Origin of the sequence: Streptomyces sp. NPDC029044, assembly GCF_040637495.1 — a bacterium.
Lineage (GTDB): Bacteria > Actinomycetota > Actinomycetes > Streptomycetales > Streptomycetaceae > Streptomyces.
In genome coordinates, this window is the sequence record NZ_JBEZWN010000024.1 from 1 (window position 1) to 23811 (window position 23811).

General features: G+C 70.8%; 23 protein-coding genes and 1 pseudogene. 20 read left to right on the forward strand and 4 right to left on the reverse strand.

Features of this window, described 5'->3' with window-relative positions; genetic code table 11:
- Positions 1-193: 193 nt before the first annotated feature.
- On the forward strand, positions 194-2326 hold the full coding sequence (locus AB0E85_RS20255; RefSeq protein WP_361928873.1) for a SpoIIE family protein phosphatase: 2133 nt from the start codon (positions 194-196) through the stop codon (positions 2324-2326).
- Here the strand turns inward: AB0E85_RS20255 and AB0E85_RS20260 are convergent.
- On the reverse strand, positions 2317-3009 hold the full coding sequence (locus tag AB0E85_RS20260) for a GAF and ANTAR domain-containing protein (RefSeq protein ID WP_361928875.1): 693 nt from the start codon (positions 3007-3009) through the stop codon (positions 2317-2319). The two genes, AB0E85_RS20255 and AB0E85_RS20260, sit on opposite strands and share 10 nt — an antisense overlap.
- 107 nt (positions 3010-3116) lie before the next feature.
- Positions 3117-4337 (reverse strand): annotated as a pseudogene (locus AB0E85_RS20265) (GAF domain-containing SpoIIE family protein phosphatase); the annotation flags it as partial.
- Between the two features lie 331 nt (positions 4338-4668).
- Here AB0E85_RS20265 and AB0E85_RS20270 point away from each other — a divergent pair.
- The 15 genes from AB0E85_RS20270 (at position 4669) to AB0E85_RS20340 (ending at position 19159) form a co-directional block, all read left to right on the forward strand.
- Positions 4669-5502 (forward strand): hypothetical protein, encoded by an 834-nt coding sequence (locus AB0E85_RS20270; RefSeq protein WP_361929098.1) that lies wholly within the window; start codon positions 4669-4671, stop codon positions 5500-5502.
- A gap of 70 nt (positions 5503-5572) precedes the next feature.
- Entirely contained in the window at positions 5573-6280 is a 708-nt protein-coding gene (gene cpaB / locus AB0E85_RS20275; RefSeq protein WP_361928878.1) for a Flp pilus assembly protein CpaB, read from the forward strand.
- Positions 6281-6289: 9 nt separating this feature from the next.
- Entirely contained in the window at positions 6290-7522 is a 1233-nt protein-coding gene (locus AB0E85_RS20280; RefSeq protein ID WP_361928880.1) for an AAA family ATPase, read from the forward strand.
- Entirely contained in the window at positions 7519-7914 is a 396-nt protein-coding gene (locus tag AB0E85_RS20285; RefSeq protein ID WP_361928883.1) for a pilus assembly protein, read from the forward strand. The genes AB0E85_RS20280 and AB0E85_RS20285 overlap by 4 nt, the downstream gene beginning before the upstream one ends.
- A gap of 1 nt (position 7915) precedes the next feature.
- Positions 7916-8272, forward strand: coding sequence for a TadE family protein (locus tag AB0E85_RS20290; protein WP_361928885.1), 357 nt, complete (start codon positions 7916-7918; stop codon positions 8270-8272).
- A gap of 25 nt (positions 8273-8297) precedes the next feature.
- On the forward strand, positions 8298-9635 hold the full coding sequence (locus tag AB0E85_RS20295; RefSeq protein WP_361928888.1) for a CpaF family protein: 1338 nt from the start codon (positions 8298-8300) through the stop codon (positions 9633-9635).
- A gap of 9 nt (positions 9636-9644) precedes the next feature.
- A complete protein-coding gene (locus AB0E85_RS20300; protein ID WP_361928891.1) occupies positions 9645-10589 on the forward strand; it encodes a type II secretion system F family protein in 945 nt (314 codons plus the stop codon).
- A 16-nt stretch (positions 10590-10605) separates the two neighbouring features.
- Entirely contained in the window at positions 10606-11493 is an 888-nt protein-coding gene (locus tag AB0E85_RS20305) for a DUF5936 domain-containing protein (RefSeq protein ID WP_361928894.1), read from the forward strand.
- Between the two features lie 463 nt (positions 11494-11956).
- Positions 11957-13321, forward strand: a complete 1365-nt coding sequence (locus AB0E85_RS20310) for a histidine kinase (RefSeq protein WP_361929101.1) — start codon at positions 11957-11959, stop codon at positions 13319-13321.
- A 25-nt stretch (positions 13322-13346) separates the two neighbouring features.
- Entirely contained in the window at positions 13347-14294 is a 948-nt protein-coding gene (locus AB0E85_RS20315) for a response regulator transcription factor (RefSeq protein ID WP_361928897.1), read from the forward strand.
- Between the two features lie 147 nt (positions 14295-14441).
- Positions 14442-14675: a Flp family type IVb pilin gene (locus AB0E85_RS20320; protein ID WP_184849469.1), complete on the forward strand. Its 234-nt coding sequence runs from the start codon at positions 14442-14444 to the stop codon at positions 14673-14675.
- The gene (locus AB0E85_RS20325) at positions 14672-15274 is read left to right on the forward strand and encodes a pilus assembly protein TadG-related protein (protein ID WP_361928899.1); all 603 of its coding nucleotides are present in this window, start codon (positions 14672-14674) and stop codon (positions 15272-15274) included. Before AB0E85_RS20320 ends, AB0E85_RS20325 begins: the two co-directional genes overlap by 4 nt.
- A 34-nt stretch (positions 15275-15308) precedes the next feature.
- A complete protein-coding gene (locus AB0E85_RS20330) occupies positions 15309-15893 on the forward strand; it encodes a hypothetical protein (protein ID WP_361928902.1) in 585 nt (194 codons plus the stop codon).
- A gap of 8 nt (positions 15894-15901) precedes the next feature.
- Complete coding sequence (locus AB0E85_RS20335) at positions 15902-16558, forward strand: OmpA family protein (protein WP_361928904.1); 657 nt, start codon at positions 15902-15904, stop codon at positions 16556-16558.
- A gap of 201 nt (positions 16559-16759) precedes the next feature.
- On the forward strand, positions 16760-19159 hold the full coding sequence (locus AB0E85_RS20340; RefSeq protein WP_361928907.1) for a hypothetical protein: 2400 nt from the start codon (positions 16760-16762) through the stop codon (positions 19157-19159).
- A 22-nt stretch (positions 19160-19181) separates the two neighbouring features.
- Here the strand turns inward: AB0E85_RS20340 and AB0E85_RS20345 are convergent, their stop codons facing one another.
- Both AB0E85_RS20345 and AB0E85_RS20350 read right to left on the reverse strand, forming a co-directional pair.
- Positions 19182-19445, reverse strand: coding sequence for a hypothetical protein (locus AB0E85_RS20345; RefSeq protein WP_361928910.1), 264 nt, complete (start codon positions 19443-19445; stop codon positions 19182-19184).
- Between the two features lie 453 nt (positions 19446-19898).
- Positions 19899-20282 carry a DUF192 domain-containing protein gene (locus tag AB0E85_RS20350; RefSeq protein WP_361928913.1) on the reverse strand — a complete coding sequence of 128 codons (384 nt, stop codon included), beginning with the start codon at positions 20280-20282 and terminating at the stop codon, positions 19899-19901.
- Positions 20283-20595: 313 nt separating this feature from the next.
- Between AB0E85_RS20350 and AB0E85_RS20355 the strand changes: the two genes are divergently transcribed.
- The 4 genes from AB0E85_RS20355 to AB0E85_RS20370 all read left to right on the forward strand — a co-directional run bounded on the left by AB0E85_RS20355 (position 20596) and on the right by AB0E85_RS20370 (position 23802).
- Positions 20596-21255: a hypothetical protein gene (locus tag AB0E85_RS20355; RefSeq protein WP_361928916.1), complete on the forward strand. Its 660-nt coding sequence runs from the start codon at positions 20596-20598 to the stop codon at positions 21253-21255.
- A gap of 71 nt (positions 21256-21326) precedes the next feature.
- On the forward strand, positions 21327-22280 hold the full coding sequence (locus AB0E85_RS20360) for a hypothetical protein (protein WP_361928918.1): 954 nt from the start codon (positions 21327-21329) through the stop codon (positions 22278-22280).
- 108 nt (positions 22281-22388) lie between these two features.
- Positions 22389-23267, forward strand: coding sequence for an LLM class flavin-dependent oxidoreductase (locus AB0E85_RS20365; protein WP_361928920.1), 879 nt, complete (start codon positions 22389-22391; stop codon positions 23265-23267).
- 37 nt (positions 23268-23304) lie between these two features.
- Positions 23305-23802: a GNAT family protein gene (locus tag AB0E85_RS20370; protein ID WP_361928923.1), complete on the forward strand. Its 498-nt coding sequence runs from the start codon at positions 23305-23307 to the stop codon at positions 23800-23802.
- The last annotated feature ends 9 nt before the right edge of the window (positions 23803-23811 follow it).

Below are 23811 nucleotides of genomic sequence, written 5' to 3' on the forward strand. Positions count from 1 at the left end.
CCCGGCGGCCTAGCGGCCCGGCGGCCTAGCGGCCCGGCGGCCTAGCGGCCCGGCGTCCCAGCGGCCCGGCGGCCCAGCGCCCAGCGACCCCGTTCCGAGACCTGCACATCCGGCGTCAAACCGGGCACCCGTCGGTATGACATGCCCGGACGCTCCGCCAGGCGTAGCGTCCGGGTAGGAGCGGGAGGACACCATGCCCGGGAGCAACGAGCACCCCGGCGGCTCCGGATCACCGGACGACGCCCTCGGGGTGGCCTTGGCCGACACCGTGCGCGGCACCGGCGCCTCGATCGGCGGCCTCTACCTGATCGAGGAGGCCGAGCCCGTGCTGCGCCTGGTGGCCGTCTGCGGTCTGCCGGTGGCCTTCACCGCCCCCTGGCGGCGGCTGCCCCTGACCGCACCGGTCCCGGTCGCCGACGCGATCCACGACGACACCCTGGTCAGCCTGGCCGGCCAGGACGACATGGCCCGCCGCTACCCGCGCGCCGCCGCCGTCCTGCCCTACCCGTTCGCCCTCGTCGCCGTCCCGCTGACCGGCGTACGGCGCTCCTGGGGCGGCCTCGTGCTGATGTGGCCCGCCGTCCGGCCGCGCCGGATCACGCCACGCGAACGCGACCACATCACCTCCAGCGCCCGCCGCATGGCCCGCCTCCTGGACGACGCCCCCCAGCCGCCGTCCCTGCCCGACCTGCCGCGGGTCGTCCCCGTGGACGCCACCCGCCATCCCGTGCAGACCGGTCTGGCCGCCGCCGACTACCTCGAACGCCTCCCCGAGGGCGCCCTGGCCCTCGACCTGGAGGGCCGTGTCACCTTCATCACCGCCACCGCGGCCCGCCTGCTCGGCCGCGGCGCCGACCGACTCCTGGGCACCAGGCCCTGGCAGTCCCTGTCGTGGCTCGACGACCCCGTCTACGAGGACCACTACCGCACGGCGGTGGTCAGCCGCGCCCCCGTCTCCTTCACCGCGTTCCGCCCCCCGGACCAGCCGCTGACCTTCCAGCTCTATCCCGACACCAGCGGCATCAGCGTCCGCGTCCTGCCCAGCACGGAACAGGCCGGTGCCCCGCCGCCCGCCGGCGCCCGGCAGCCCGCCGTGGCACCCACGGGACGCCTCTACCAGCTCGTGCACCTGGCCGCCGCGCTCACCGAATCGGTGACCGTACGCGACCTCGTCGCGCTGATCACCCACCAGATCCTGCCCGCCTTCGGCGCCCAGGGCCTGGTGCTGTCCGGCGTCGACGCCGGACGCCTGAAGATCACCGGCTACCACGGCTACCCGGCCGAGGTCATGGAGCGGCTCGACGCCCTGTCCCTGGACACCGACCTCACCCCCGCGGGCCAGGTCCTCGCCAGCGGCACGCCCGCCTTCTTCGCCGACCCCGCGGAACTGGCCGCCAGCTATCCCAGAGCTCCCCAGATCAGCGGCAAGCAGGCCTGGGCGTTCCTCCCCCTGATCATCTCCGGCCGGCCCGTCGGCTGCTGCATCCTGTCCTACGCCCAGCCGCACACCTTCACCGCCGACGAACGCGCCGTCCTCACCTCGCTGTCCGGCCTGATCGCCCAGGCCCTCGACCGTGCCCGGCTCTACGACACCAAGCACCGGCTCGTGCACGAGCTGCAACGCGCCCTGCTGCCCCGGGCCCTGCCGCGCCTGCCCGGCCTCGATGTCGCCGCCCGCTACCTGCCGGCCGGCCACGGCACCGAGGTCGGCGGCGACTTCTTCGACGTCCTGCGCGTGAACGACACGACCGCCGCCGCCGTCATCGGGGACGTGGAGGGCCACAGTGTCGCCGCCGCGGCCCTCATGGGCCAGGTCCGCACCGCGATCCACGCCCACGCCACCGCCGGCGCCGCACCCGGCCAGGTCCTGGCCCGCACCAACAGGCTCCTGGCCGATCTCGACTCCGACCTGCTCGTCTCCTGCCTCTACGTCCACCTCGACCTGGCCGGCCGGCAGGCGTCCTTCGCCAGCGCGGGACACGTGCCCCCGCTGCTGAGCCACGCCCGGCACCCCGCCCGGGTCCTGGACGTCGACCCCGGCCCGCTCCTGGGCATCGACACCGGCGGCGACTACCCGGTCACCACCGTGCCCCTGTTCCCCGGTACGACCCTCGCCCTCTACACCGACGGCCTGGTCGAACTCCCCGGCACCGACGTCACCCGCACCACGACCGACCTCGCCGGGCACCTGGACGCCGCCGACGGGCAGGACCTGGAGCGGCTCATCGACCGGCTCGTCCGCCACACCACACCCACCGGACAGCACAGCGACGACATCGCGGTGCTCCTCCTGCGCGCCATACGCCTGCCGGACGGTCAGACCTGACCGGACGGCTGGGCCCGGACCCGCCGGGCCACGTCACGCAGCTTGAGATTGTGGTCCTGGGAGATGCGCCGCAGCACGCCGAAGGCCTCGTCCTCGCTCAGCTGATGGCGCTCCATCAGGATCCCCATGGCCTCACCGATGGCGTGCCGCGTCTCCAGGGCGTGTTCGAGCTGGTCGACGGTACGGGCCGTCGACAGGGCGACGGCGGCGTGGGAGGCGAGCAGCCACCCCGCCGACTCGATGTCCTCGCCGAACGCCCCGGGACGGCGCGAGTAGAGGTTCAGCGCGCCGAAGTCCTCCTCGTCGGTGTAGAGCAGTACCCCGGTCATGCTGCCGATCCCGAGGTCGCGAGCGGCCCGGCTGTAGCGCGGCCAGGACGGCTGCGGCCGGGTCATGTCGGCGATGCGGAACAGCCGCTCGCCGTCCACGCGGCGCGCGGCGTCGAAGCAGGGGCCCTCGCCGAGCTCGCCCTGGAGCCGGTCCGACTCCTCGACGAGGTCGCCGCACACGGCGAGCGTCACGGCCCGGCCCTTCGAGACCGTCAGGATCCCCGCCGCGTCGCAGCCCTCGACCAGCTCCACCGCCGCCGCCGAGACCGCGTCCAGCGTCGCCTGCACCGAATCCTGGGCGACCAGGTCCCGGGCGAGTTGCGCCATCTGCTCGGCGTACCGCCGCCACTCCACCGCCACCACCGCCTTGCTCGCCGGTCCCGCCCACGGTACTCCGCGCCGATTCACAGGGCCGTTCAGCCGATCCGGCCGGGCAGTATGCCCGGGGCCGGGCACCGTATTCACCGGTACGCCGTCAGCAGCAGCGCCACGTCGTCCGGCCGTTCCCGGGCCCGCCGGGCCGTCCCCACCAGCCGGTCGGCGAGGTGCTCCACCGAGTCCGCCGGGGTCTCGGACAGCCGGTGCCGGACCGCGTCGATGCCGGTCTCGATGTCGCTGCCGGGCCGTTCCACCAACCCGTCGGTGTACAGGGCGAGAACACTGCCGGGGGCCAGGGTGAGCGCGGTGACGGGGTACACCGAGTCGGGCTGCACGCCCAGCATGACGCCGCCCACGAGATCCAGGGTCTCGGCCCGCCCGTCGGGGTGCCGCAGCAGCGGCGGGGGATGACCGGCCCGCACCGCGAGGGCCCGCCCGGTGCCCGGGTCGAGCTCGATGTAGCAGCAGGTGGCGAAGACGTCCGACTCCAGCTCCGTCAGCAGCCGGTTGGTGTGTGTGATGACCTCCTGCGGCGGGCGCTCGCTCGCGGCGAACGCGTGCACCGCGCTGCGCAGTTGCCCCATCACCGCCGCGGCGCCGACGCTGTGTCCCTCGACGTCCCCGATGACCAGGGCCACCCCACGCCCGGTCGTGATCACGTCGTACCAGTCCCCGCCGATCGCCATGCCCTGCGTACCGGGCAGATAGCGGCCGGTCGTGCGCAGACCCTCGACGGCGGGCAGGCGGTGCGGCAGCAGCCCCTCCTGGAGACCGCGGGCGACCGCGGACTCAGAGTCGTAGAGCCGGGCCCGTTCCATCGCCTGGGCGGCCAGGCCGCTCAGCGCGGTGAGGGCGGAGCGCTCGTCCGGGGTGAAGCGGTGCGGGGCCTCCCAGCCGAGGATGCAGGAGCCGACGGAACGGCCGGAGGCGATCAGCGGCAGGAACGCCCAGGCGTTCATACGGTCCAGGACGATGCCCGGATAGGCGAGGGAGAGGTCCTCCGGCGACTCGAAGAACAGGGGGAGCCGAGTGGTGAGCGCGTGCACGCCGGGAAGCTGTGTGTCGAGGGTGACCCCTTCGAACGGGGTGAGGAAGCCCTCCGGGTACCCCGACTCCCACAACAGGTACATCCGGCCCTCGCGGACGGTGTACAGCGCCAGCTCCCGGGCACCGAAGGCCGGCAGCAGCTGCTCGGACACGGCCCGGCAGACGTCCCGCACGGTGACCGCCTCGGTGAGCACGCTCGCCATCTGCACCACGTGGTAGAGCGCTCCGGCACGCGCCGCGGTGACCGGCCCGGGCGGGGGCGCCGCGGCCGTGGCGTCGGGGCCGGCGGCGGCACCCGGCGGCGGCCCCCGTTAGGGCCCCGGGGGGGGCCCCGGGGGGCCCCCCCGGGGCCCCCCCCCGCGACCGGCAAGATGCTCAACCTGCCCCGTTTTGACGCATCTTGTGCAACGGCAGTTGCTCCCCAGCTACACAAACGCTGTTCTCCGGTCCCAGAGCCGTGGTTACAGTGCTGAGGTAGTCACGCAGTGAAGTCGACACGGTGCGCCGGAGTGACACCCGGCGTTCCGACGGGCATGGGGAAACGGGGAGCTGCGCGTGCCAACTGCCATTGCCGTGACCAGCGCCGACATGGCGCTGCCACCACAGGACGAACGCACCCTGCCCGCCGTCGTGCTGCGGGACGTCGAACGACGCCCCCTGGAGCAGGTCCTGGCCGAGATGCAGGCCCTGGTCGAGCACCACGGCCATGTGATCGTGGTCTGCTCACAGGCCGCGCCCACTGCGGTGCAGCGACGGCTGCACACCCTGCGCGCCCTCATGGAGAGCGACCGGATCGCCCTGTTCCGGCCGGATCTGCCGCCCCTCGGACTGGCCGTCCTGGCCCGCCAGTTACGGCAGCTCGCCTCCTGCGACATCAGCCCCGGCGTGCTCGCCTCGGCCGGCCGGCTGCTCGTCCACTACATCCACGCCGGCGCGCTGCTGGGCTCCGTCGCGCGCCTCGACCGCGTCCCCGTCGGCCTGAAGTCGCACGCCAAGTCCTGGATGCCCGGCAGCCAGTTCGGCGTCCTGGCCCACCCCGAACCGCACCTCGTCCGGATCACCCCCGAAGCCGGGCTCCCCGGACCCGAGTTCGGCACCTGGATGCTTCTCGCCAAGGGCCAGCTCCCGTCCGACTGGGTCACCACCACCCTCGCCCCCTCCTGGAAGGTGCAGGGGCTGCGCGAGACCCGGCTCCCGGCCGAGTCACCCGGCTGGTGGGGCACCGGCAAGCTCGTCGAGTTCTGCAGCTACCTGCCCGACCTGTCCGTCCTCTACCAGTTGGTCACCTCCGTCCGGCGCAGCCAGTGCCACTGGTGCGGCATCGACGTCATCGGCGACCGGTGCGTGTTCTGCTCCGCCACGCCCCCCGTCCACGACAGCCCGCCCCGCAAGCAGCTGGAGAACCGGACGGCCGTCGGGTGAGGCCTGACACCGCTCGTCAGCACTGCTCCGATCCCGCCCGACCGATATCCCCAACGAGGTTGTCCGGTTCATGAACTCCCGTCAGCGCCGCGGCGTGATTCTCCTGCTCCTGTCGGTCGTCTGCGCCCTCGGCGCCTTCGCCGGCGTCCTCTCCGTCATCAGCGACGTGAAGTCGAAGGTCGGTCCCGAGGTCACGGCCTACCGGCTGAGGTCCGACGTGCCGCCCTACACCACCCTCAGCACGGGCCAGTTCGAGAAGATCAAGATGCCCGAACGGTGGCTGTCCGACAACGCGGTCACCGACCTGCGGGAGATCCAGGGCAAGATCGCCGTGACCACGCTGGAAGCGGGCTCCCTGCTCCAGACGGACATGATCGTCCGCCGGCCGGCGCTCCAGCCCGGCCAGCAGGAGGTCGCCATCATGATCGACTCGGCGACCGGCGTGGCCGGCAAGATCACGCCCGGCGCCTCGGTCAACGTCTACGCCACCTTCGAGGGCGCGCGTGAGGGTGACCCCGACCAGTCGAAGATCATCGTCACCGACGCCAAGGTCCTCGACGTCGGCGAATTCACCCCGCTCAAGCCCGACGAGTCCGACCGCACCCGGCAGCCCACCGAAGCCGTCCCGATCACCTTCGCGCTGTCCGCCCTCGACGCCCAGCGCATCACCTACGCCGAGTCGTTCGCCAAGCGGGTCCGGCTCGCCCTCGTCGCGCCCGGCAGCGACACCACCGTCCCCGAGCGGGACCGGACGTACGAACTCGCGAAGGACAAGTGAGAGGCTGCCATGCCCACGAGGATCCTCCCGGCAGTCGGTGACGCGGACGCGGTCCGGTCCGTCACGACGCTGCTCAGCCAGCTCCCGGACGCCGAGCCCGTGGCCCCCGTGGTCGACTCCACCCAGCTCATCGACACCCTCGCGCGCCTCGCCGCCGAGTCGGTCGACGAGCTGCCGGAGGTCGTGATCGTCCACGAGCGGATCGGCCCCGTCCCCGCGCTGGAACTGATCCGCGAAGTGGCCCTGCGCTTCCCGGCCGTCGGCGTCATCCTCGTCACCTCCGACGCGAGCCCCGGCCTCTTCCAGGCCGCCATGGACTACGGCGCCCGCGGCCTGGTCGCCCTGCCGCTCAGCTACGAGGAACTCGCCAGCCGCGTCCAGGCGGTCGCCCAGTGGTCCGTCGGCGTACGACGGCACCTGGGCGCCGGTGGTGACGTGTTCACCGGCGTCGGCGGCACCGTCGTCACGGTCAGCGGCGCCAAGGGCGGCGCCGGGACCACGCTGACCGCCATCCAGCTGGCCCTGGCCGCCCAGGCCTCCGGCCGCAGCACCGCCCTGGTCGACATGGACCTCCAGACCGGCGACATCGCCTCCTACCTGGACGTCCAGTTCCGCCGTTCGGTCGTCGACCTGGCCGCCATCAACGACATCTCCCCGCGCGTCCTGGCCGACGCGGTCTTCCGGCACGACACCGGGCTCGCCCTGCTGCTGGCCCCCGCCGAAGGGGAACGCGGCGAGGACGTCACCGACCGCGCCGCCCGGCAGATCGTCAGCGCCCTGCGCTCGCGCTACGAGGTCGTCGTCATCGACTGCGGCGCCCAGCTCGGCGGCGCCGGCGCGGCGGCCGTGGAGATGGCCGACCGGGCCCTGCTGGTCACCACGCCGGACGTGGTCGCCGTACGGGGCGCCAAACGGGCCGTGCGGATGTGGGACCGGCTCCAGATCCGCAAGGCCGAGGAGACGACCGTCGTCGTCAACCGGCACAGCCGCGCCACGGAGATCCAGCCGCCCCTGATCCAGAAGATCACCGGCACGGCCGTCGCGGCCACCGTCGTCCCCGCCAACTTCAAGGAGCTCCAGAGCGTCGTGGACGCGGGCCGCATCCACGAACTGGAGAACAAGAGCTCGGTGAAGCAGGCACTGTGGGGGCTGGCGGGGGAGCTGGGGCTGGTCAAGGTGGCGGACGGCGGCCACAAGGCAGGCCGCGGACCGGTGAGTTTCCGGCGCCGGAGGGAGTCATGAACATGCGCTCCGCTCTCGCACCGCCGGGTTTACGGGACCGGGGCCAGGTCACCATCGAGTTCCTCGGCATGACCCCGACGATCATCGTGACGCTGATCGCGCTGTGGCAGGTCGTTCTCGTCGGCTACACCTTCACCCTCGCGGGCAATGCCGCGGACGAGGCGGTACGGCAGGCGACGGCGGCGGAGCCGGGGGCGCGGCAGGGCGCGTGCGAGGCGGCCGGGCTCAAGCATCTGTCGGAGGCGTGGCGCTCGGGTGCCGAGGTGACCTGCGGAGGCTCCGGCTACGTCACGGCCGACGTCAACCTCCAGGTCCCGATTCTCTTCCCGGGCACGCTGTCCTTCCCGTTCACGGTCCACGGCCACGCCGGCGCGGTCGAGGAGGCGGACTGAGATGCCGTACGCACGAAGGGCCCGCGACCGCGGCCAGGTCGCCATCGAGTACATCGGCTTCCTGCCGATCCTGCTGATCGTCGCCCTGGGGGCCGTGCAGCTCGGCCTGATCGCCTACACGGCCCAGCAGGCCGGCACGGCGGCCAGGACCGGGGCGCGCAGCGCGTCGCTGGAGGGTCCGCACGAGGCGGACTGCAAGGCCGCGATCAGCAGTTGGCTGGCCGACGGGACGACCTGCCCGGCGTCGATCGGCGGCGACGAGGTCACGGTCACGGCCACCGTGCAGATCCCGTCCCTCGTGCCGGGCTGGGACTTCGACCCGGCCGTCAAGACCGCGACGATGCCGCTCGACCACTGAGCACCGAGCTAGGAGCACCCCACTCATGAGCCTGCGAGCACGCATCAACACCCCCGAGGAGCACGGCAACCGGGGCGAGGACGGCCACATGGTCGCCTCCTACCGGGCCAAGCTCCTGGAGGAGATCGACCTCGCGGAGATGAGTTCGCTGGCCGCCGCCGAGCGCAGGGCACGGCTGGAGCGCGTGCTCGGGCACATCATCAGCCGTGAGGGCCCGGTCCTGTCGACGGTGGAGCGCTCGCAGCTGATCCGCAGGGTGGTCGACGAGGCGCTCGGCCTCGGCATCCTGGAACCGCTCCTGGAGGACGCGTCCATCACCGAGATCATGGTCAACGGCCCGGACGCCATCTTCGTTGAGCGCGGCGGCCGGGTCGAGCAACTGCCGTTGCGCTTCGCCTCCAACGACCAGCTCATGCAGACCATCGAGCGCATCGTCTCGACCGTCAACCGGCGCGTGGACGAGTCGAACCCGATGGTCGACGCCCGCCTGCCCTCCGGCGAGCGCGTCAACGTGATCATCCCGCCGCTGTCCCTGACGGGCGCCACCCTCACCATCCGCCGCTTCCCGCGCTCCTTCACGCTCCACGAGCTGATCGGCCTCGGCTCGCTCGACGAGCACATGCTGTACCTGCTGGCGGGCCTGGTGCAGGCGAAGTTCAACATCATCGTCTCGGGCGCGACGGGCACCGGGAAGACGACCCTGCTGAACGCCCTGTCGGGCCTCATCCCGCAGGGCGAACGCATCATCACCATCGAGGACTCCGCCGAACTCCAGCTCCAGCAGCCCCACGTGATCCGCCTGGAATCGCGGCCCCCGAACGTCGAGGGCAAGGGCCAGGTCACGATCCGCGACCTCGTCCGCAACTCCCTGCGCATGCGCCCCGACCGGATCGTCGTCGGTGAGGTCCGTGGCGGCGAGTCCCTCGACATGCTCCAGGCGATGTCCACCGGCCACGACGGCTCCCTCGCCACCGTCCACGCCAACAGCGCCGAGGACGCGCTGATGCGGCTTCAGACCCTGGCGTCGATGTCGGACGTGGAGATCCCCTTCGTGGCCCTGCACGACCAGATCAACAGCGCGGTCGACGTCATCGTGCAGCTGACCAGGTTCGCCGACGGAGCCCGCCGCATCACCGAGATCGCCCTGATGGACAGCCACGGCAGCGACCCGTACCGGCTGGTCAGCGTCGCCCGCTTCAACGCGCAGCCCATGACCTCCGACGGCCGTATCCACGGGGCCTTCGAGTACTACCCCCTCCCGCGCCGCACCGCCGACCGCCTCTACATGGCGAGCCAGCCCCTCCCGCAGGCGTTCGGCATCGCTCAGTCGGCGGACCAGCTAGCCACCCGAGAAGCCAGGTAGGACCGACCGATGGAACTGCAACAGCTGATCACGCTCACCACCGGCATCACCCTGCTGACCTGCGTCCTCGCGGTCGTCGGCCTGCACTCCTACGCCATGGGCAAGGCACAGCGGCAGGCGCTGGTCGACCGCCTCTCCGCCACCGGCCAGATCCCGGCGGGTGGCCGGCGCCGCAACTTCCGCGGGATCGACCGCCGTCTGCGGCGCACCAAGCTCGGCAAGAAGCTGGAACTGCGCCTGGCGGCGACCGGCCTGGACATCACCCCCGGCGAGTTCTTCGTCTACATGCTCGCCACGGTCGCGGGCCTGTGGCTGATCGGCCAGGCGGCCCTGGCCCCGTTCTTCGGCCCCCTGGCGGGCCTCCTGGGCATCGGGGTGGCGGTCCAGTTCCTCAACTGGCAGCGGCAGAAGCGCATCGAGAAGTTCATCAACCAGCTCCCCGAGATGGCCCGCATCCTCGCCAACGCCACCCAGGCCGGCCTCGCCCTGCGCACGGCCATCGGCATGGCCGCGGAGGAGATGGAGGCCCCGGCGGGCGAGGAACTCGGCAAGGTGTCCGACCAGCTGGCGGTCGGCGCCTCGATGGACGACGCGCTGGGCGAACTGGCCGACCGCCTCCCCTCCCGCGAACTGGTCGTCCTCGTCACCACGCTGGTCCTGTCCAACCGGGCCGGCGGTCAGGTGGTCAGTGCCCTGCGCAACCTGACGGAGACGCTGGAGGAACGCAAGGAGACCCGGCGTGAGGTCCGTACCCAGCTCTCCCAGGTCAACATGACCTCGTACGCCGTGCCGGTCCTGGGCGTCGGCTCCCTGTTCCTCATGAACGGGGTCAAGGACGGCGCCCTGGACCGCATGACCGGCTCCACCTTCGGGCAAGGGGCGGTCATCATCGCCTTCTCGCTCTACGCCGTCGGTTTCGTCCTCATCCGCCGCCTGTCCCGCATCGACGTCTGAGAGACCGGAGGCAACCATGGGACTGCTCCTCGCCCTCCTGACGGGCCTCAGCGTCTGGGGCGCCTTCGCCGGCATCCGCATGTACCGGGCGGAGGCCAAACTGCCCGGCGACCTCGCCCTGGCCCTGGAGGTCGGCTCCACCCGCACCGGCGCCGTCGACTCGCTCATCGACCGCCTGGGCATGCGCTACGCGCCCGCGGTGCTGCGGCTGATGGGCCCGAAGCAGGTGGCCAAGTACCGCCGCAAGATCGACCTCGCGGGCAACCCCGGCGGCCTGACGATCGACCGGTACGCGGCCCGGCGGGCGGTCTACGGCTTCCTCGGGGCCGTGGGATTCCTGGTCTTCCTCATGCGCGGCCAGCTGCTGGTCGCCCTGCTCCTGCTGGCCTTCGGCGCGTTCTGGACGGAGGTCGGCATCTGGTCGGCGATCCGCATCCGCAAGGACGTCATCGAACGGACCCTGCCGGACTTCCTGGACGTCCTGGCGGTCGTGGTGAGCGCCGGCCTCGGCTTCCGCCAGGCCCTGGACCGGGTCGCGTCCCGCTACGAGGGCCCCTGGGCCGACGAACTGCGCATCACCCTGCGCCAGATGGACCTCGGCATGAGCCGCCGCCAGGCCTTCGCGGAACTGCGCCGCCGCAACGACTCCGAGCAGGTGGCGATGTTCGTGACGGCGCTCCAGCAGGGCGAGGAACTGGGCGCGCCGATCGTCGACACGCTCGTGTCCCTCGCCAAGGACATGCGCCGCACGGACGCGCAGAACGCCCGCCGCAAGGCGGCCCGGGCCGTCCCCAAGGCCACGATGATGATCACGACCTTCATGGTCCCGGCCACGATGCTGCTGCTCGGCGCGGGCCTGATCCTCGGCTCGGGCACGGACTTCGGCTCGGTGACGGGCAAGTAGGGGAGGGGGCGACGTCATGTCGATGACAGGGGAGCGGGCTGGGGAGCAGGCTGGGGAGCGGACCGGGCTGCTGGGCCGTCGCCGCCGCCGTCGCCGCGCTGTGCAGACGCCGGAGATCACGACGCCTCCGGCGGGGACGGTGCTGCCGGCGCACGTCCGCACGGGCGCGCCCGACGTACCCGTGACGTCCGTGACGCCCGCGCTGCCGCCGGGGTGGGAGGCGGTCGGAGCCCTGGCCGGCGGTGAGCCGACGTTGCGGACCACGGGGGGCGGGCCGGGGGAGGCGGCGACTCGGGTGGATCCGGGGGGTGCTCCGGGCCAGGGCGGGGGACCGAGCCGGGGCTCGATGCCGATGCCGCCGACCGCAGCCGACAGGGACCCGTCGGGGCCGGCACCGCGCGGCCCTGAAGGACCTGAGGACGGCGGGCTGGGCCGGACAGCGGGCGACGGTCCGCACGCACGGGTGCACGACCGGGCAGCCGCCGATGGTGCTCAGCCGCCCCAGGGGCCACCCGCGTCCGTACCCGGCAGGGAAGGCCGCACGGGTGATGGCGCGGATGGGAAGCCGATCCCGGCCGATGGCCAGGCCTCCACCAGCCCCGCCATCGACATCCAGGTCAACGCTCTCCAGGCCATGTGCCGACAGGTCTTCGGCTTTCGCCTGGCCATGATCGCCCTCGCCACCCCCACCGCCCTCGTCAACGCCAACGACGGCCTCCCCACCCGCCTCGTCGGCGCGGCCGTGGTCGTCACGTTCATGACCTCCTACGTCCTCTTCAGGGACTGGGAACGCTTCGGCCCCCTCCTGCTGCGCCACCCCTCCCTCCTCGCCGCGGACACCCTCTTCGGCGCCCTGCTCCTCATCGCGGCCGGCCCCGACAGCACCCTCGCCTACGTCAGCGTCTGCACCCCCCTCCTGGCGGGCCTGGTCTACGGCTGGCGCGGGGCGGCTGTCTTCGCCTCACTCCAGGCGCTCCTCCTGCTCCTCATCCACGCGGCACAGGAGGACCCGGCCCCCGGGATCACCGAGTCCGCCCTCCTGCCCGGCCTCTGCGTCATCGCCGGAGCCGTCGGCTCCAGCCTGCGCAACCTCATGCTCCGCTTCGGCGCGGCCACCCAGGCCCTCACCACGGTCCAGGCCCGTCTCGCCGTGGCGGAGGCGGTCAGCGCCGAACGCGCCCGACTCGCCCGCGAGATGCACGACTCGGTCGCCAAGACCCTGCACGGTGTGGCCCTGGCGGCGGACGGCCTGACCACCTCGGCGAACGCCGACCGCGTGGACCCGGCCCTGGTGCGACAGCAGGCGGCACTGGTCGCCCGCTCGGCCCGCCGGGCCGCCGCCGAATCCCGGGAACTCCTCGCCGACCTGCGTCGCGAATCGGACCCGTCCCAGGCCACGGACGTCCTGGTCGAGCTGGCCGCCCGCACCCGCGACTTCAGCGCCCGCACCGGCCTGACGGCGGTCTACCGCCCCACCGGCGCCCAAGCCGTTCCCCCCGTCCCACCGGCCGTGGCACGCCAGCTCCTGACGATCGCCTCGGAAGCCATGGAGAACGCCCACCGCCACGCCCACCCCACCCGCGTCGACGTCAGCGCGGGGGTCCACGGCGACCTCCTCCGCATCAGCGTCTACGACGACGGCCGCGGCCTCCCACCCGGAACCACCCTCGAACAACTTCGCCGCGCGGGTCACTTCGGGCTGGTCGGCATGGTCGAACGCGCGGCCTCCGTCGGCGCCCGCATCCGTATCGGCCGGGGCAGCCATCCCCAGGGCACGGAAGTCCGCCTGGAACTCCCCCTGGCCGCCCTGACCACCCCTACCGCATGACCTCGCGACCCGAGAGGAGGCCCTGATGCCGGATCCCACCACTCCTCACCCCGGCCCAACCCCGCCGCCCCCAGAGAACCCCTTCGTCGCCCCACCGGCCCGCCGCCTCCGGGTCGTGGTGGCGGACGACAACCCCGTGGTCCGCGCCGGTCTCACCGCCCTGCTCTCCGGCCGCCCGGACATCGAGGTCGTGGCGGAGGCCGCCGACGGCCGCCAGGCCTACGAGGCCGCCCACCAGCACCGCCCGGACGTCGTCCTGCTCGACGTCCGCATGCCGGGCGTGGACGGCATCTCGGCGCTGCCGTACCTGGTGCAGATCGCTCCCGTGGTGATGCTGACCTACAGCAGGGAGTCGGAGATCGTCCAGGAGGCCCTGCGCCGGGGGGCGGGCGGCTACCTCGTCCACGGCGAGTTCACGGCCGACCAGCTGGTCGATGCCGTACGGGACATCAAGGAGGGCCGGGCCCATTTCACCCCCACGGCGGCGGGCGCCCTGCTGGCCCGACTCCGCCAGGACCGGGCACCGGCTCCGCCCCTGCCGGAGGGTCTGGGACAGTCATCGAGTGCGACTGCATACGGAATTTCCACCTCCGCACACTCGTATAACCAACCTCAACAGCCCTTACAGCCAGGGGGTTTCGGCTCCTCTGCCCTTTCGGCGGCACCCGCGTCTTCAGAAAACCTTTCGCAAGTGCAACCGAATGTGGGACAGTCTTCGTCTGGGTGGACGAGTGGCCGTCCGGCCGCTCCCGACCGGGCGCGGTTCCAACTGAGCACGAGGGAGGCGGAGATCATGGACCTCATCGCATCCGGCATGAACAACCAGCAGATCGCCGCCGCGTGCTTCATCAGCGAGAAGACCGTCAAGAACCACATCAACCGCATCTTCGCCAAGCTCCACAGCACCAGCCGCTCCGAGGCCGCCGCGAAGTGGATCGGCACGGCGCCGGACGCACACCGGGGACGGGGGTGACCTCGGTGACGCGATGGGGGGACAACCGACCTTCGGGCCCGGGCGATTGGGCCCGGAAATGGGCCCAGGGGCCCTCTGACGGACAGGGCGTTGCGCCGTACGTTCCTCGTGTCGATAGCGACACAGCCGCAACCGGAGGGGCACACCATGAGCGACCTGATGCTGAAGACCGCCGTCGCGACCAAGGTCCGCGTGAACGGCTGGAAGAACACGACGGCCGAGGCGATGCGCCGCCGCGCGGGCGACAAGGGGCAGACGGCGGTCGAGTACCTGGGCATCATCGCGGTGGTGGTGGCGATCGTGCTGGCGATTACGGGTACCAGCATCGGCAACACGATCCTCGACAAGATCACGAATCTGGTCAACCGGGTCGGGAATTGACACGATCTTGTAAGTACGGCGACGCAGGGCAGGCTTTCCCCATCTACATCACGGTGGTGGGGGGCCTGCTCTTCCTTGCGCTCGCCTACTTTGCGGTCGGCCAGGCCACAGTGAACAGGGGCGGCGCCCAGACGGCGGCCGACGCCGCGGCGCTCGCGGCTGCCCAGGACGCCCGGGACCAACTTGCGGGCGAGTGGGTCGAGGCCGTTCTCGACCCCACCAAGTGGCAGGACATCTTCGACGGCGCTGTACCGCTGGGCAACGACCCGTGCTCGCGCGCGTACCAGCTCGCCGGCGCGAACGACGCCGATGTCCAAGGATGCTCGGGCACCGGATTGCCCCTGGGGTACGAGGTCGCTGTGCAGACCAGGAGGCCCATGGGGGAGTCCATCGTCCCTGCCACGGCGCAGAAGAGGTCCAAGGCCAGTGCCACGGCCGTCATCGAGCCCCTCTGCGACTTCAAACCCCTTGCCGAGGATGCAGGTGACGACGTGCTCCCTCGCCTTACGTGCGACGGCAAGAACTGGGACCTGAAACCGGACGATCTCACCGAGCTCCCGGAACCCGAGGACCTTTTCGACGTCCACCTGGCCGACTGAGAAGTGAATGACGAGTGAAGAAGGAAGCGGAGAGATGAGCATGCGGTTCACTGAGAGGGCCCGCAGGAGGACGGTCGCGTGGACCCTGGCGGCCGGACTGGCCCTGGGCACGGCCGGTTGTGGCGGCGGCGGTGACGGCGACGACAAGAAGCCGGACACCTCAGCCTCCGCTTCCAAGGGCCGTGGCTCTGCTCCGAGTGCTCAGGAGGGGAAGACGGAGGCGCCGCTGGCCGAACTCAAGGGCAAGGACGGCCTGCTCCTCCAGATCACGTCAGCGCAGCGGGACGCGGGCGGATTCCTCACCGTGAACGGTCAGTTCAAGAATGACGGATCGGGTTCACTCGTGCTGCCGGCCGCGCTGCGCGGCGATGAAACGGAGATCCTCAAGCACGGCACGTCGCTCGGCGGAGCGACGCTTGTGGACTCGAAGGGGAAGAAGCGCTACTACGTGCTGCGTGACACCGACGGACGACCGTTGACCACCACCGGTCTCACCACGATCGAGTCCGGCCAGACCATCCCCGTGTTCATCCAGTTCCCGACCCCGCCCGCGAGCGCAACCGACGTCACCCTCCAGGTCCCGACGTTCTCCAGCGGCACCATCAAGATCTCCGGGTGAGGCAGGCCATGACGACCCGCACCCGCGTCCGAACCCGAACGGCGACTCCACGCCTCGCCCTCGTCCTCACCGCCGCAGGCCTCATGGTCGCCACGAACATCTACGGCGCCGTCTCGGCCCACGCCGACGAAACCCCCGGCGTCCCTCCCGGCACCGAGGCCTCCGCCTCCGCCCCCGTGGAGGTCGACGCGAACGACCCCGACCTCAAACTGCCCGAGGGCGGCACCCTCGCCGAACCCAAGGTCCTCGACATCAAACAGGTCGTCGAAGACCAGAGCGGCGACGAACGCCGAGAAGACACCAACGCCGACGTCAAGTTCGCCCTCCAGGCCGAGGTCCTCTTCGGCAAGGACAGCGCGAAACTCGGCGCCGAGGCGAAGGCCCGGATCTCCGCGATCGCCGAGGAGATCAAAACGCAGAACGCGACGAAGATCCGCGTCTTCGGCTTCACGGACAACCTCGGTTCGTCCGCCCACGGCGACGTCCTGTCCCGCAAACGCGCCGACGCCGTACAGAACGTCCTCGACCAGGAACTGACCGACTCCAACGTCACCTACGAGGTCCGCGGCTACGGCGAGCAGTACCCCATCGCCGACAACTCCTCGGAAACCGGCCGCAAGAAGAACCGCCGCGTCGAGGTCTCCTTCCCGCGCTCAGAGAGCTGAGTCACCGAAAGTGGGCCCGGGATTGGGGCCACGGGCCCACGCGTGAGTGATCGACCTTCCCTACTCTCGGCTCGATATCCGTCTTGAACAGCCGTTGATCGAGCTGAGCCGAGGTCGCGCATGTCCCCTGCCGGTGACCGGATACCTCCGTACGGAACAGGGGGTGCAGAGAACAGCCCGTCCTGGGACCGGCATTCACCGTTGCCGAGGGAACTGGGCTGGGCGCAGGTACTGCTGTGGGTGCAGTTCGCGCTGACGGCGCTGTACGTGATCACCGTGCTGTCGGTGGTGACGTACTACTCCGGGGAGATCTTCGGGATCCTGGTGTACGACTCGCTGCCCAGCGTGGCCGGGATCTACCTGGCCCGGCGCCTGTGGCGAGGCGGGGTGTGGACGAGCCGCGCACTGATCGCCGTCCAGGCGTGGATCGTGTGGCTGTCGTTCGGCACCCTGATGCACGGTGATCTGCGGGGCATCACGCAGGCGGCCATGCCGGTGGCGGTCATCGTGCTGCTGCGCCGGGACCGCTCGCGTGAGTGGTTCGACAGCGCTCCCCAGGGCAGGGAGCAACGGCGGCCGTTCAGCCTGCCGAGAATGATCCGCTGGCGGCGCGACGAGGGTCAGACCGCGGTGGAGTACGCGGGGCTCGTCGCGGTGGTCGCGGCGATCATCGTCGCGCTGTCGGTGGGCGGCCTCGGCGGGCGTATCGCCGACGGCATCCGGTCGGCGGTCTGCTCGGTGACGGGCACGGCCTGCCCCGCTCCGCAGGGCGCCGGTACGGAGACGGGCGCGGCCGGGGACAACGAGGCCGCAGGGCAGGGCGATGCGGACACCGGTGCCGACGGCGGCACTGGTGCGAGCGCGAACGGCGATGCGGACACCCAAGGCGGCTCGGACACCCAAGATGGTGCGGGTGGCCAACACATCCCCGCGTCGGCCCAACTCATCACCTACGAGGGCGCGGGCCCGAACGACACGATCCCGCTCGCTCCGGGCCCCTTCGAGGACAAGTCCCTCTGGGACGACGTACATGACCAGGAACGCCACGACAGGACGTTCATGGACCACGTCCGGGGCTTCTTCGTGGCCCCGGCCAAGGGCTTCCTGGCCGGCACCATGGACGTCGTCAGCGACCCGGTCGGCTCGGTCAAGGACACCTGGAACGGTCTGAAGGGTTACACCACGGACTGGTGGGGCGACAAGACCGACGAGCTGGGCGAGAAGTGGGACAAGGGGAACTACGTCTCCTCCGTCTGGGGCTGGGTCAACTCGCCCGAGGACTTCGTGTCCGACCTGGCGGTCGATGTGTTCGTCGACAAGGAGAACTGGGAGAAGGGCAACTACGGCGCCTCCATAGGCAACACCGTGTTCGGCGTCGTCGGCGTCTTCAGCCCGAAGACGATCACGAAGTTCACCAAGCTCGACAAGCTCGCCGAGGCCGGTGAATCCCTCGACAAGGCGGCGGACGCGGCGGAGAAGGCCCGCAAGGCCGCCGAGGCGGGCGATGCCGAAGGCGCTCGGAAGGCGGCGCAGGACGCCGACGATGCGGCGGACGAGGCCGAGAAGCAGGCCCGCGAGTCGGGCTGCACCATCGCGGCGCCGGCTCGCCGGATCCCGTACGGCGACAGCCCGCCCGAAACCGCCCCTGGGCACCTCACCGGACCCTCCGGCTCAGGCACCACGATCCTCGCGGCCGGCCCGTCCGGCTCCCCATACGTCATCCTCGCCGAGGACGGCTGTGACGAGGAGGCCAAAGCGGCAGCCCAGGACGCCCGGGAGAAGGCGGATGAGGCACAGCAACTGGCCCTGGAAGCCCAGGCGGAGGCGGCGAAGGCCGCCATCAGGCAGGGCAGGCTCAGTATCGACGAGCGCAACATCGACGACTTCGTCAAGAACGCCAAGGAGAACCCTGGCAAGAAGGAGATCGGCAAGGACCAGGCCGCGGCGGCGCTCGACGAACTCACCGATCTCGCACGACGCAAGAACGTCGACCGGGCGGGAGCGAGCAAGCTCGGCTCCGAAGTGACCAACGCGCGTACCGCCAGCAGGCTTGAGGAGATGCTGGCCGAGGTGCGGGGTGTGCGGCGCGCCTCGGAGGACGCGGCACCCGACAGCACCGTGCACACCGCGGTCGGCTCGGAACACAACCGGCGTCAGGTCGAGGTCGCGCCGGGGGAAACAGTGGATGTGTCGAACGTGCCGGACGCCGATGTCCTGTACAAGGGGCGGGACGGCAGGGTGCACCTCGTCGAAGTGAAGAACACGGTGAATCCGACGCGTCAGCCGGAATTCGTCGGGAAGATCAACACCCTGTCCGCGTGGAAGAAGGCGAACCCGGACAGGGCGACTCGCGTCGAGATCGACAAGCCCGACAAGTGGACCGAGCTTTTCCGGCCCATCAAGGGTCAGAAGGTCTCTCCTGCCCAGCTCATGAACGAGAAGGGAGTTGACGCTCGTATCGGTGATGCGAACTTCACGGCCGGTCAGCTGGGTGACATGCAGCGGGCGCTGGAGGTGAAGTTCAACCGCGGTGAGGAAATCGACTGGAATCGGTTGAACGACAACCCCAAGGGGGCGTTGGAGTACCTGGGTCTGGAATGACAGATGCCCTCCAGGTTTCCGCTCAGCCGCCGAACCAGACGACGAGGCGGACGTTGTCCTCACCATGGAGTCCGGCCAGCGTGCCCATCACGTTCCACACGGGTTGCCACGGTCCGTCGGCCGGTACCAGGTCGCGATAGGCAGGGACGACAGGCCGGTACACCTCGTCACCGAGCACGAGCTCTCCGTCGGCGGGCCACCGGGAGGGAGCGATGTTGCCTTCTCCGAACGTGGCGGCGGCCGAGTCGTACAGCTCATCCGGGAGTGCGGCCAAACCGCCGGGCACGAGGGACCCATCATGGGCACGGGACCAGCGGCGGACCCAGTGCCGGGACGGGCCGTCTGTGCAGGAGGCGTTCCAGTCGACAGCCGACAGTTCACGCCACGAGAACCACGAATGACTGTGGCCGTCGAAATCGTCCGCGTCCCTTCGAACCGCGTCCGACATATCCACAGGGACTCCGCGGTCAGGGAAGAGAGCTCTGACAGGCTCCACACTCCGGACGTCAAAGAGCGCTGACCACGACATGTAATCACGGGCCCAATGCAGGTACCGGAGTTCGGAGAAGGGCTCCCACAGCGCGTGTTCAGTGCCAAAGCGCCCAGGCCGCGGCCTGCATTCCAGCCATCCAGACAAGTCGGTACTCATATAGGCGACTCTATCCAGCGCACCCGTGCTGTGCGGCTACATCAGGCTGCGCGACGACTGGTCGATGTCAAAGCACCCTGACGTCAGGCCCTAACGCCCCTCCGCCGGCACGACCACCTCCACCCGGGCCCCTTCCCGCATCCCCCACCCGCCCATGACCCCGGCCCCCGCCTCCACCACATGCCGGGACCGCAGCCGAGGCATCCCGAGCCGGCCCGGTCGCATGGTCCGCACGGCGATGACCCGCAGGTGGCGGTCCAGGTAGGCGACGTCGATGGGGATGCGCATACGAAAGGTGTGCACGCTGTTGGCGGGGGAGAGCAGGATCGCCCCGTCGACCGAGTCCCGCCCCAGCAGACCCTTCGTGCGGGCTCGATAGGACGCGGCGATCTCCAGCGGCACCCTGACGGACGGCCCTCCGCCATCCCCCCGCACGACCAGCTCCCCACGCCCGTCCCGCCAACGCCGCCCCATCCGGACCCCCTCCGACCGCGCCCCTGCCCATGCTGGCTATCGGACCCGAACGTATCGGCAGGCCTTCGCATGGGCCATGGGCCCACGGACACAGCCCCTTTGCTCGTTCCTGACTGAAACGCCCGTGACGGCACGGCCGTTGAGGTCCACTACTGACGCGTTATGCAACCGTTACGGCCTGAAAGTGACGGCGAATCGCCGATTTCTCCCCATACACCCCGCGAGTTGACAACCTTCACCCTGGTGCGGCCGCACCCCGCTGTATAGCTTTGGTTCGCTCAAGAGAAGCCTCGCCACCTCCCGGGAGCCGACCGTGAACCGCCGCCCCACCCTCCTCGCAGCGCTCACGCTGACCGCCGCTGCGGCCCTGACGCTGTCCGCGTGCGGGAGCGACGACAGCTCCAAGGGCAAGGACAACGACAAGATCGCGGGAGCGGACGCGGGAAGCGAGACCTCGGCATCGCCGACCACTTCCGACCCGACGCCGGCCGAACGACCGAAGATCGACCTGCCGTCGGACCTCTCCTACACCTTCGACTGGCCCAAGACCGGGGACAAGGAGAAGGACGCGATCCTGGCCGACGGCGAGCAGTCGATCAAGGCCGTCGACCTCGCGATCGTCAACCAGAACGCGCTCGACAAGCCGTACCTCTACTACTACGAGGGCGAGGCCGCCGCCGGCACGCAGAAGTTCGTACAGAACTACGTCGATCACAAGGCGGCCATCACCGGCGCGTACCGCTTCTACGCTCCGCAGGTTGCTGTCGGCAAGGACGGCACCGGGTCCCTGAGCTACTGCGAAGACCAGGGCAAGGCGTATGTGAAGGACCTCAAGACCGACAAGGCCAAGAAGACCGAGGTCACCGCCAAGAGCTACGTCATCTACCACACGTCGCTCAAGAAGAACGACAACGGCGTCTGGGTGATCCAGAAGATCGTTTCGCAGAGTGGGAGCCCCAAGTGCCAGCCATGAAACGCTCGTTGGGGACGGTCTCTGCGGTGGTCATAGCCGGTACGTGCTGGTCACTCCTGGCCCTTCCTGGAGTGGCGACCGCTGACGACACGCTGGGCGGCGACACCCAGGGCGCCAACCAGCAGGCCAACGCAGGCAAAGACGGCACCGTCTCCGTAACCGTGGGCGGCGTCGTCTTCGACCGTTCCAAGAACGGCAGCGGCAGCTCCGCCGGCGCGCTCACCTCCGCCACGTCCTGGACCCCGCCCCCCTGCTGGTACGCCCCCAAGTACACCCCGGAGCAGCTCCAGAAGACCATGGAGCCGGTCTGGGAGGCCGGTTCGACGGGCTACGAGTGGGACGCGAAGCAGCGCGACCGTTACGTCAACGGGAAGCCGTACAAGGACTTCAACAAGGACAAGACCGGCAAGGGCTACTTCTGGGACTCGTTCGTCGACGAGGACTTCCCCCCGGGCTGGGACGCGTGCACGGAGGAGCCCTTCTGGGTGGACCAGGGCGACCCGCCGCCCGCCGACATCCAGAACGCCGTCACGCCCGAGATCCTCGCCGAACTGGCCTACGCCGAGATCCGCGTCCCCAGCACCGAGGTCACCCTGGCACCCGCCGCGGCGACCAAGGTCAACCTGCCGACCTGGGCCTGGCTGGACGCCGCCGACTTCAAGCCGGTCTCCGTCACCGCGTCCGTGCCCGTGATCGGCATTACGGCGACCGCGACCGCGAGACCCAAGTCGCTCAGGATCGAACCGGGCACCAAGGACGCCGTGACCTACCCCGCCTCCGGCGTCTGCGAAGTCGACGGCGACCGCATCGGCGAGCCCTACGCCAAGGGCAAGGCCGACCGGACGCCCCCCTGCGGAGTGAGGTACCTGCGATCCTCCGGCGACGGCACCTACCCCCTCCAGGCCACCGTCACCTGGGAAATCGACTGGACCGGCTCCGGCGGCGCGGGCGGCGACCTCCCCGACGGCACATTCGGCGCCACACAGGACGTGGCCGTACAGGAGATCCAGGCCGTCAACCGCTGAGCGAGGACCGAGCCCGGCCGGGCGGGACCACCACATGCAGGGGATCACCCGCCCGGCCGACGTGAATTGCGTTGTCCGTCGCGGCCCGGCCCGGGTAAGAACAGCACCATGACCTCACTAGGTGCAGTCTTCCGCCCCCAACTGGCCCCCGAGCGACTCCGATCCGTGGCACGGCTGGCCGATGATGCCGGGCTCGAAGAGCTCTGGCTCTGGGAAGACTGCTTCAGAGAGGGCGGGATCTCCACCGCCGCAGCCGCCCTCGCCTGGACCGAGCGTATTCGGGTCGGGGTGGGGCTGCTGCCCGTGCCCCTGCGGAACGTCGCCATCACGGCCATGGAGGCCGCCTCGCTGCACCGGATGTTCCCGGGGCGCCCGGTCCTCGGCGTGGGGCACGGCGTGCAGGACTGGATGGGGCAGGTCGGCGCCCGGGTCGAGTCGCCGGTCACCCTGCTGCGGGAGCATCTCCTCGCGCTCAGGGCTCTGCTGAGCGGCGAGCGGGTCACCGTCGACGGGCGGTACGTCAAGCTCGACGACGTCGCCCTGGACTGGCCGCCCGAGGGCCCGCACGGCGGGGTGCTGGCCGGGGCCACAGGGCCGCGGTCCCTGCGGCTCACCGGGGAGGCCGCCGACGGGACCATCCTCACCGCCTCCACGAACGCCGAGGGCGTGCGCACGGCGCGGCGGCTCGTCGAGGAGGGGCGCGCCGCGGCCGGCCGTGAGACCGGGCCCCACCGTCTGGTCGTGTACCTCCTCACCGCCACCGGCCCCGACGCCGCCGCCCGGCTGCGCGCGGAGCTCGTCGCCGAGGGGGACGAAGCTGTTCCGGACCTCGGGGTCGCCGGGGACGCCGGAGCCGTCGCCAAGGCCGTCGAGCGGCTGGTCGAGGCCGGGGCCGACAGCGTCGTACTCCAGCCGACGGCGGACGAGCCCGACCCGGAGGGGTTCGTGCGGTTCGCCGCCGAGGAAGTGCGGCCCCTGGTTCCCTGACGGCCCGTCTGTCAGTGGTGGCTGCCACACTCCGGGCATGAGCGACGGCATGAGCGACGGCATGAGCGACGGCATGAGGAAGGACAGCGGGGACGTGCGTCTGCGCGATGTCGTGGAGGACGACCTGGAGTTCCTCCTCGCGTACGAGCACGACCCCGAGGCCGTTCGGCGGTCGAGGTTCACGCCTCGGCCGCGCGACGCGTTCCTGCGGCACTGGAAGACCAGGGTCCTGGGTGACGACACCGTCTTCGTGCAGGCCGTGACCGTCGACGCCGAGGTCGCCGGCAGCGTCGTCGCCTGGTGGGAGGGGGACCGCCGCTTCCTCGGCTACTGGCTCGGACGCCCGTACTGGGGCCGCGGCATCGGCAGCCGCGCCCTGACCCTGTTCCTGGCGCGCGAACGGAACCGGCCGCTGTATGCCGACCCCGCCGGCGCGAACACCGGCTCCGTACGGCTGCTGGAGAAGCACGGATTCCAGCGGACCGGCACCGTACGGCACGGTGAGACCGAGCACGTCGTATTCGTCCTGTCGTAAGGAGCACCG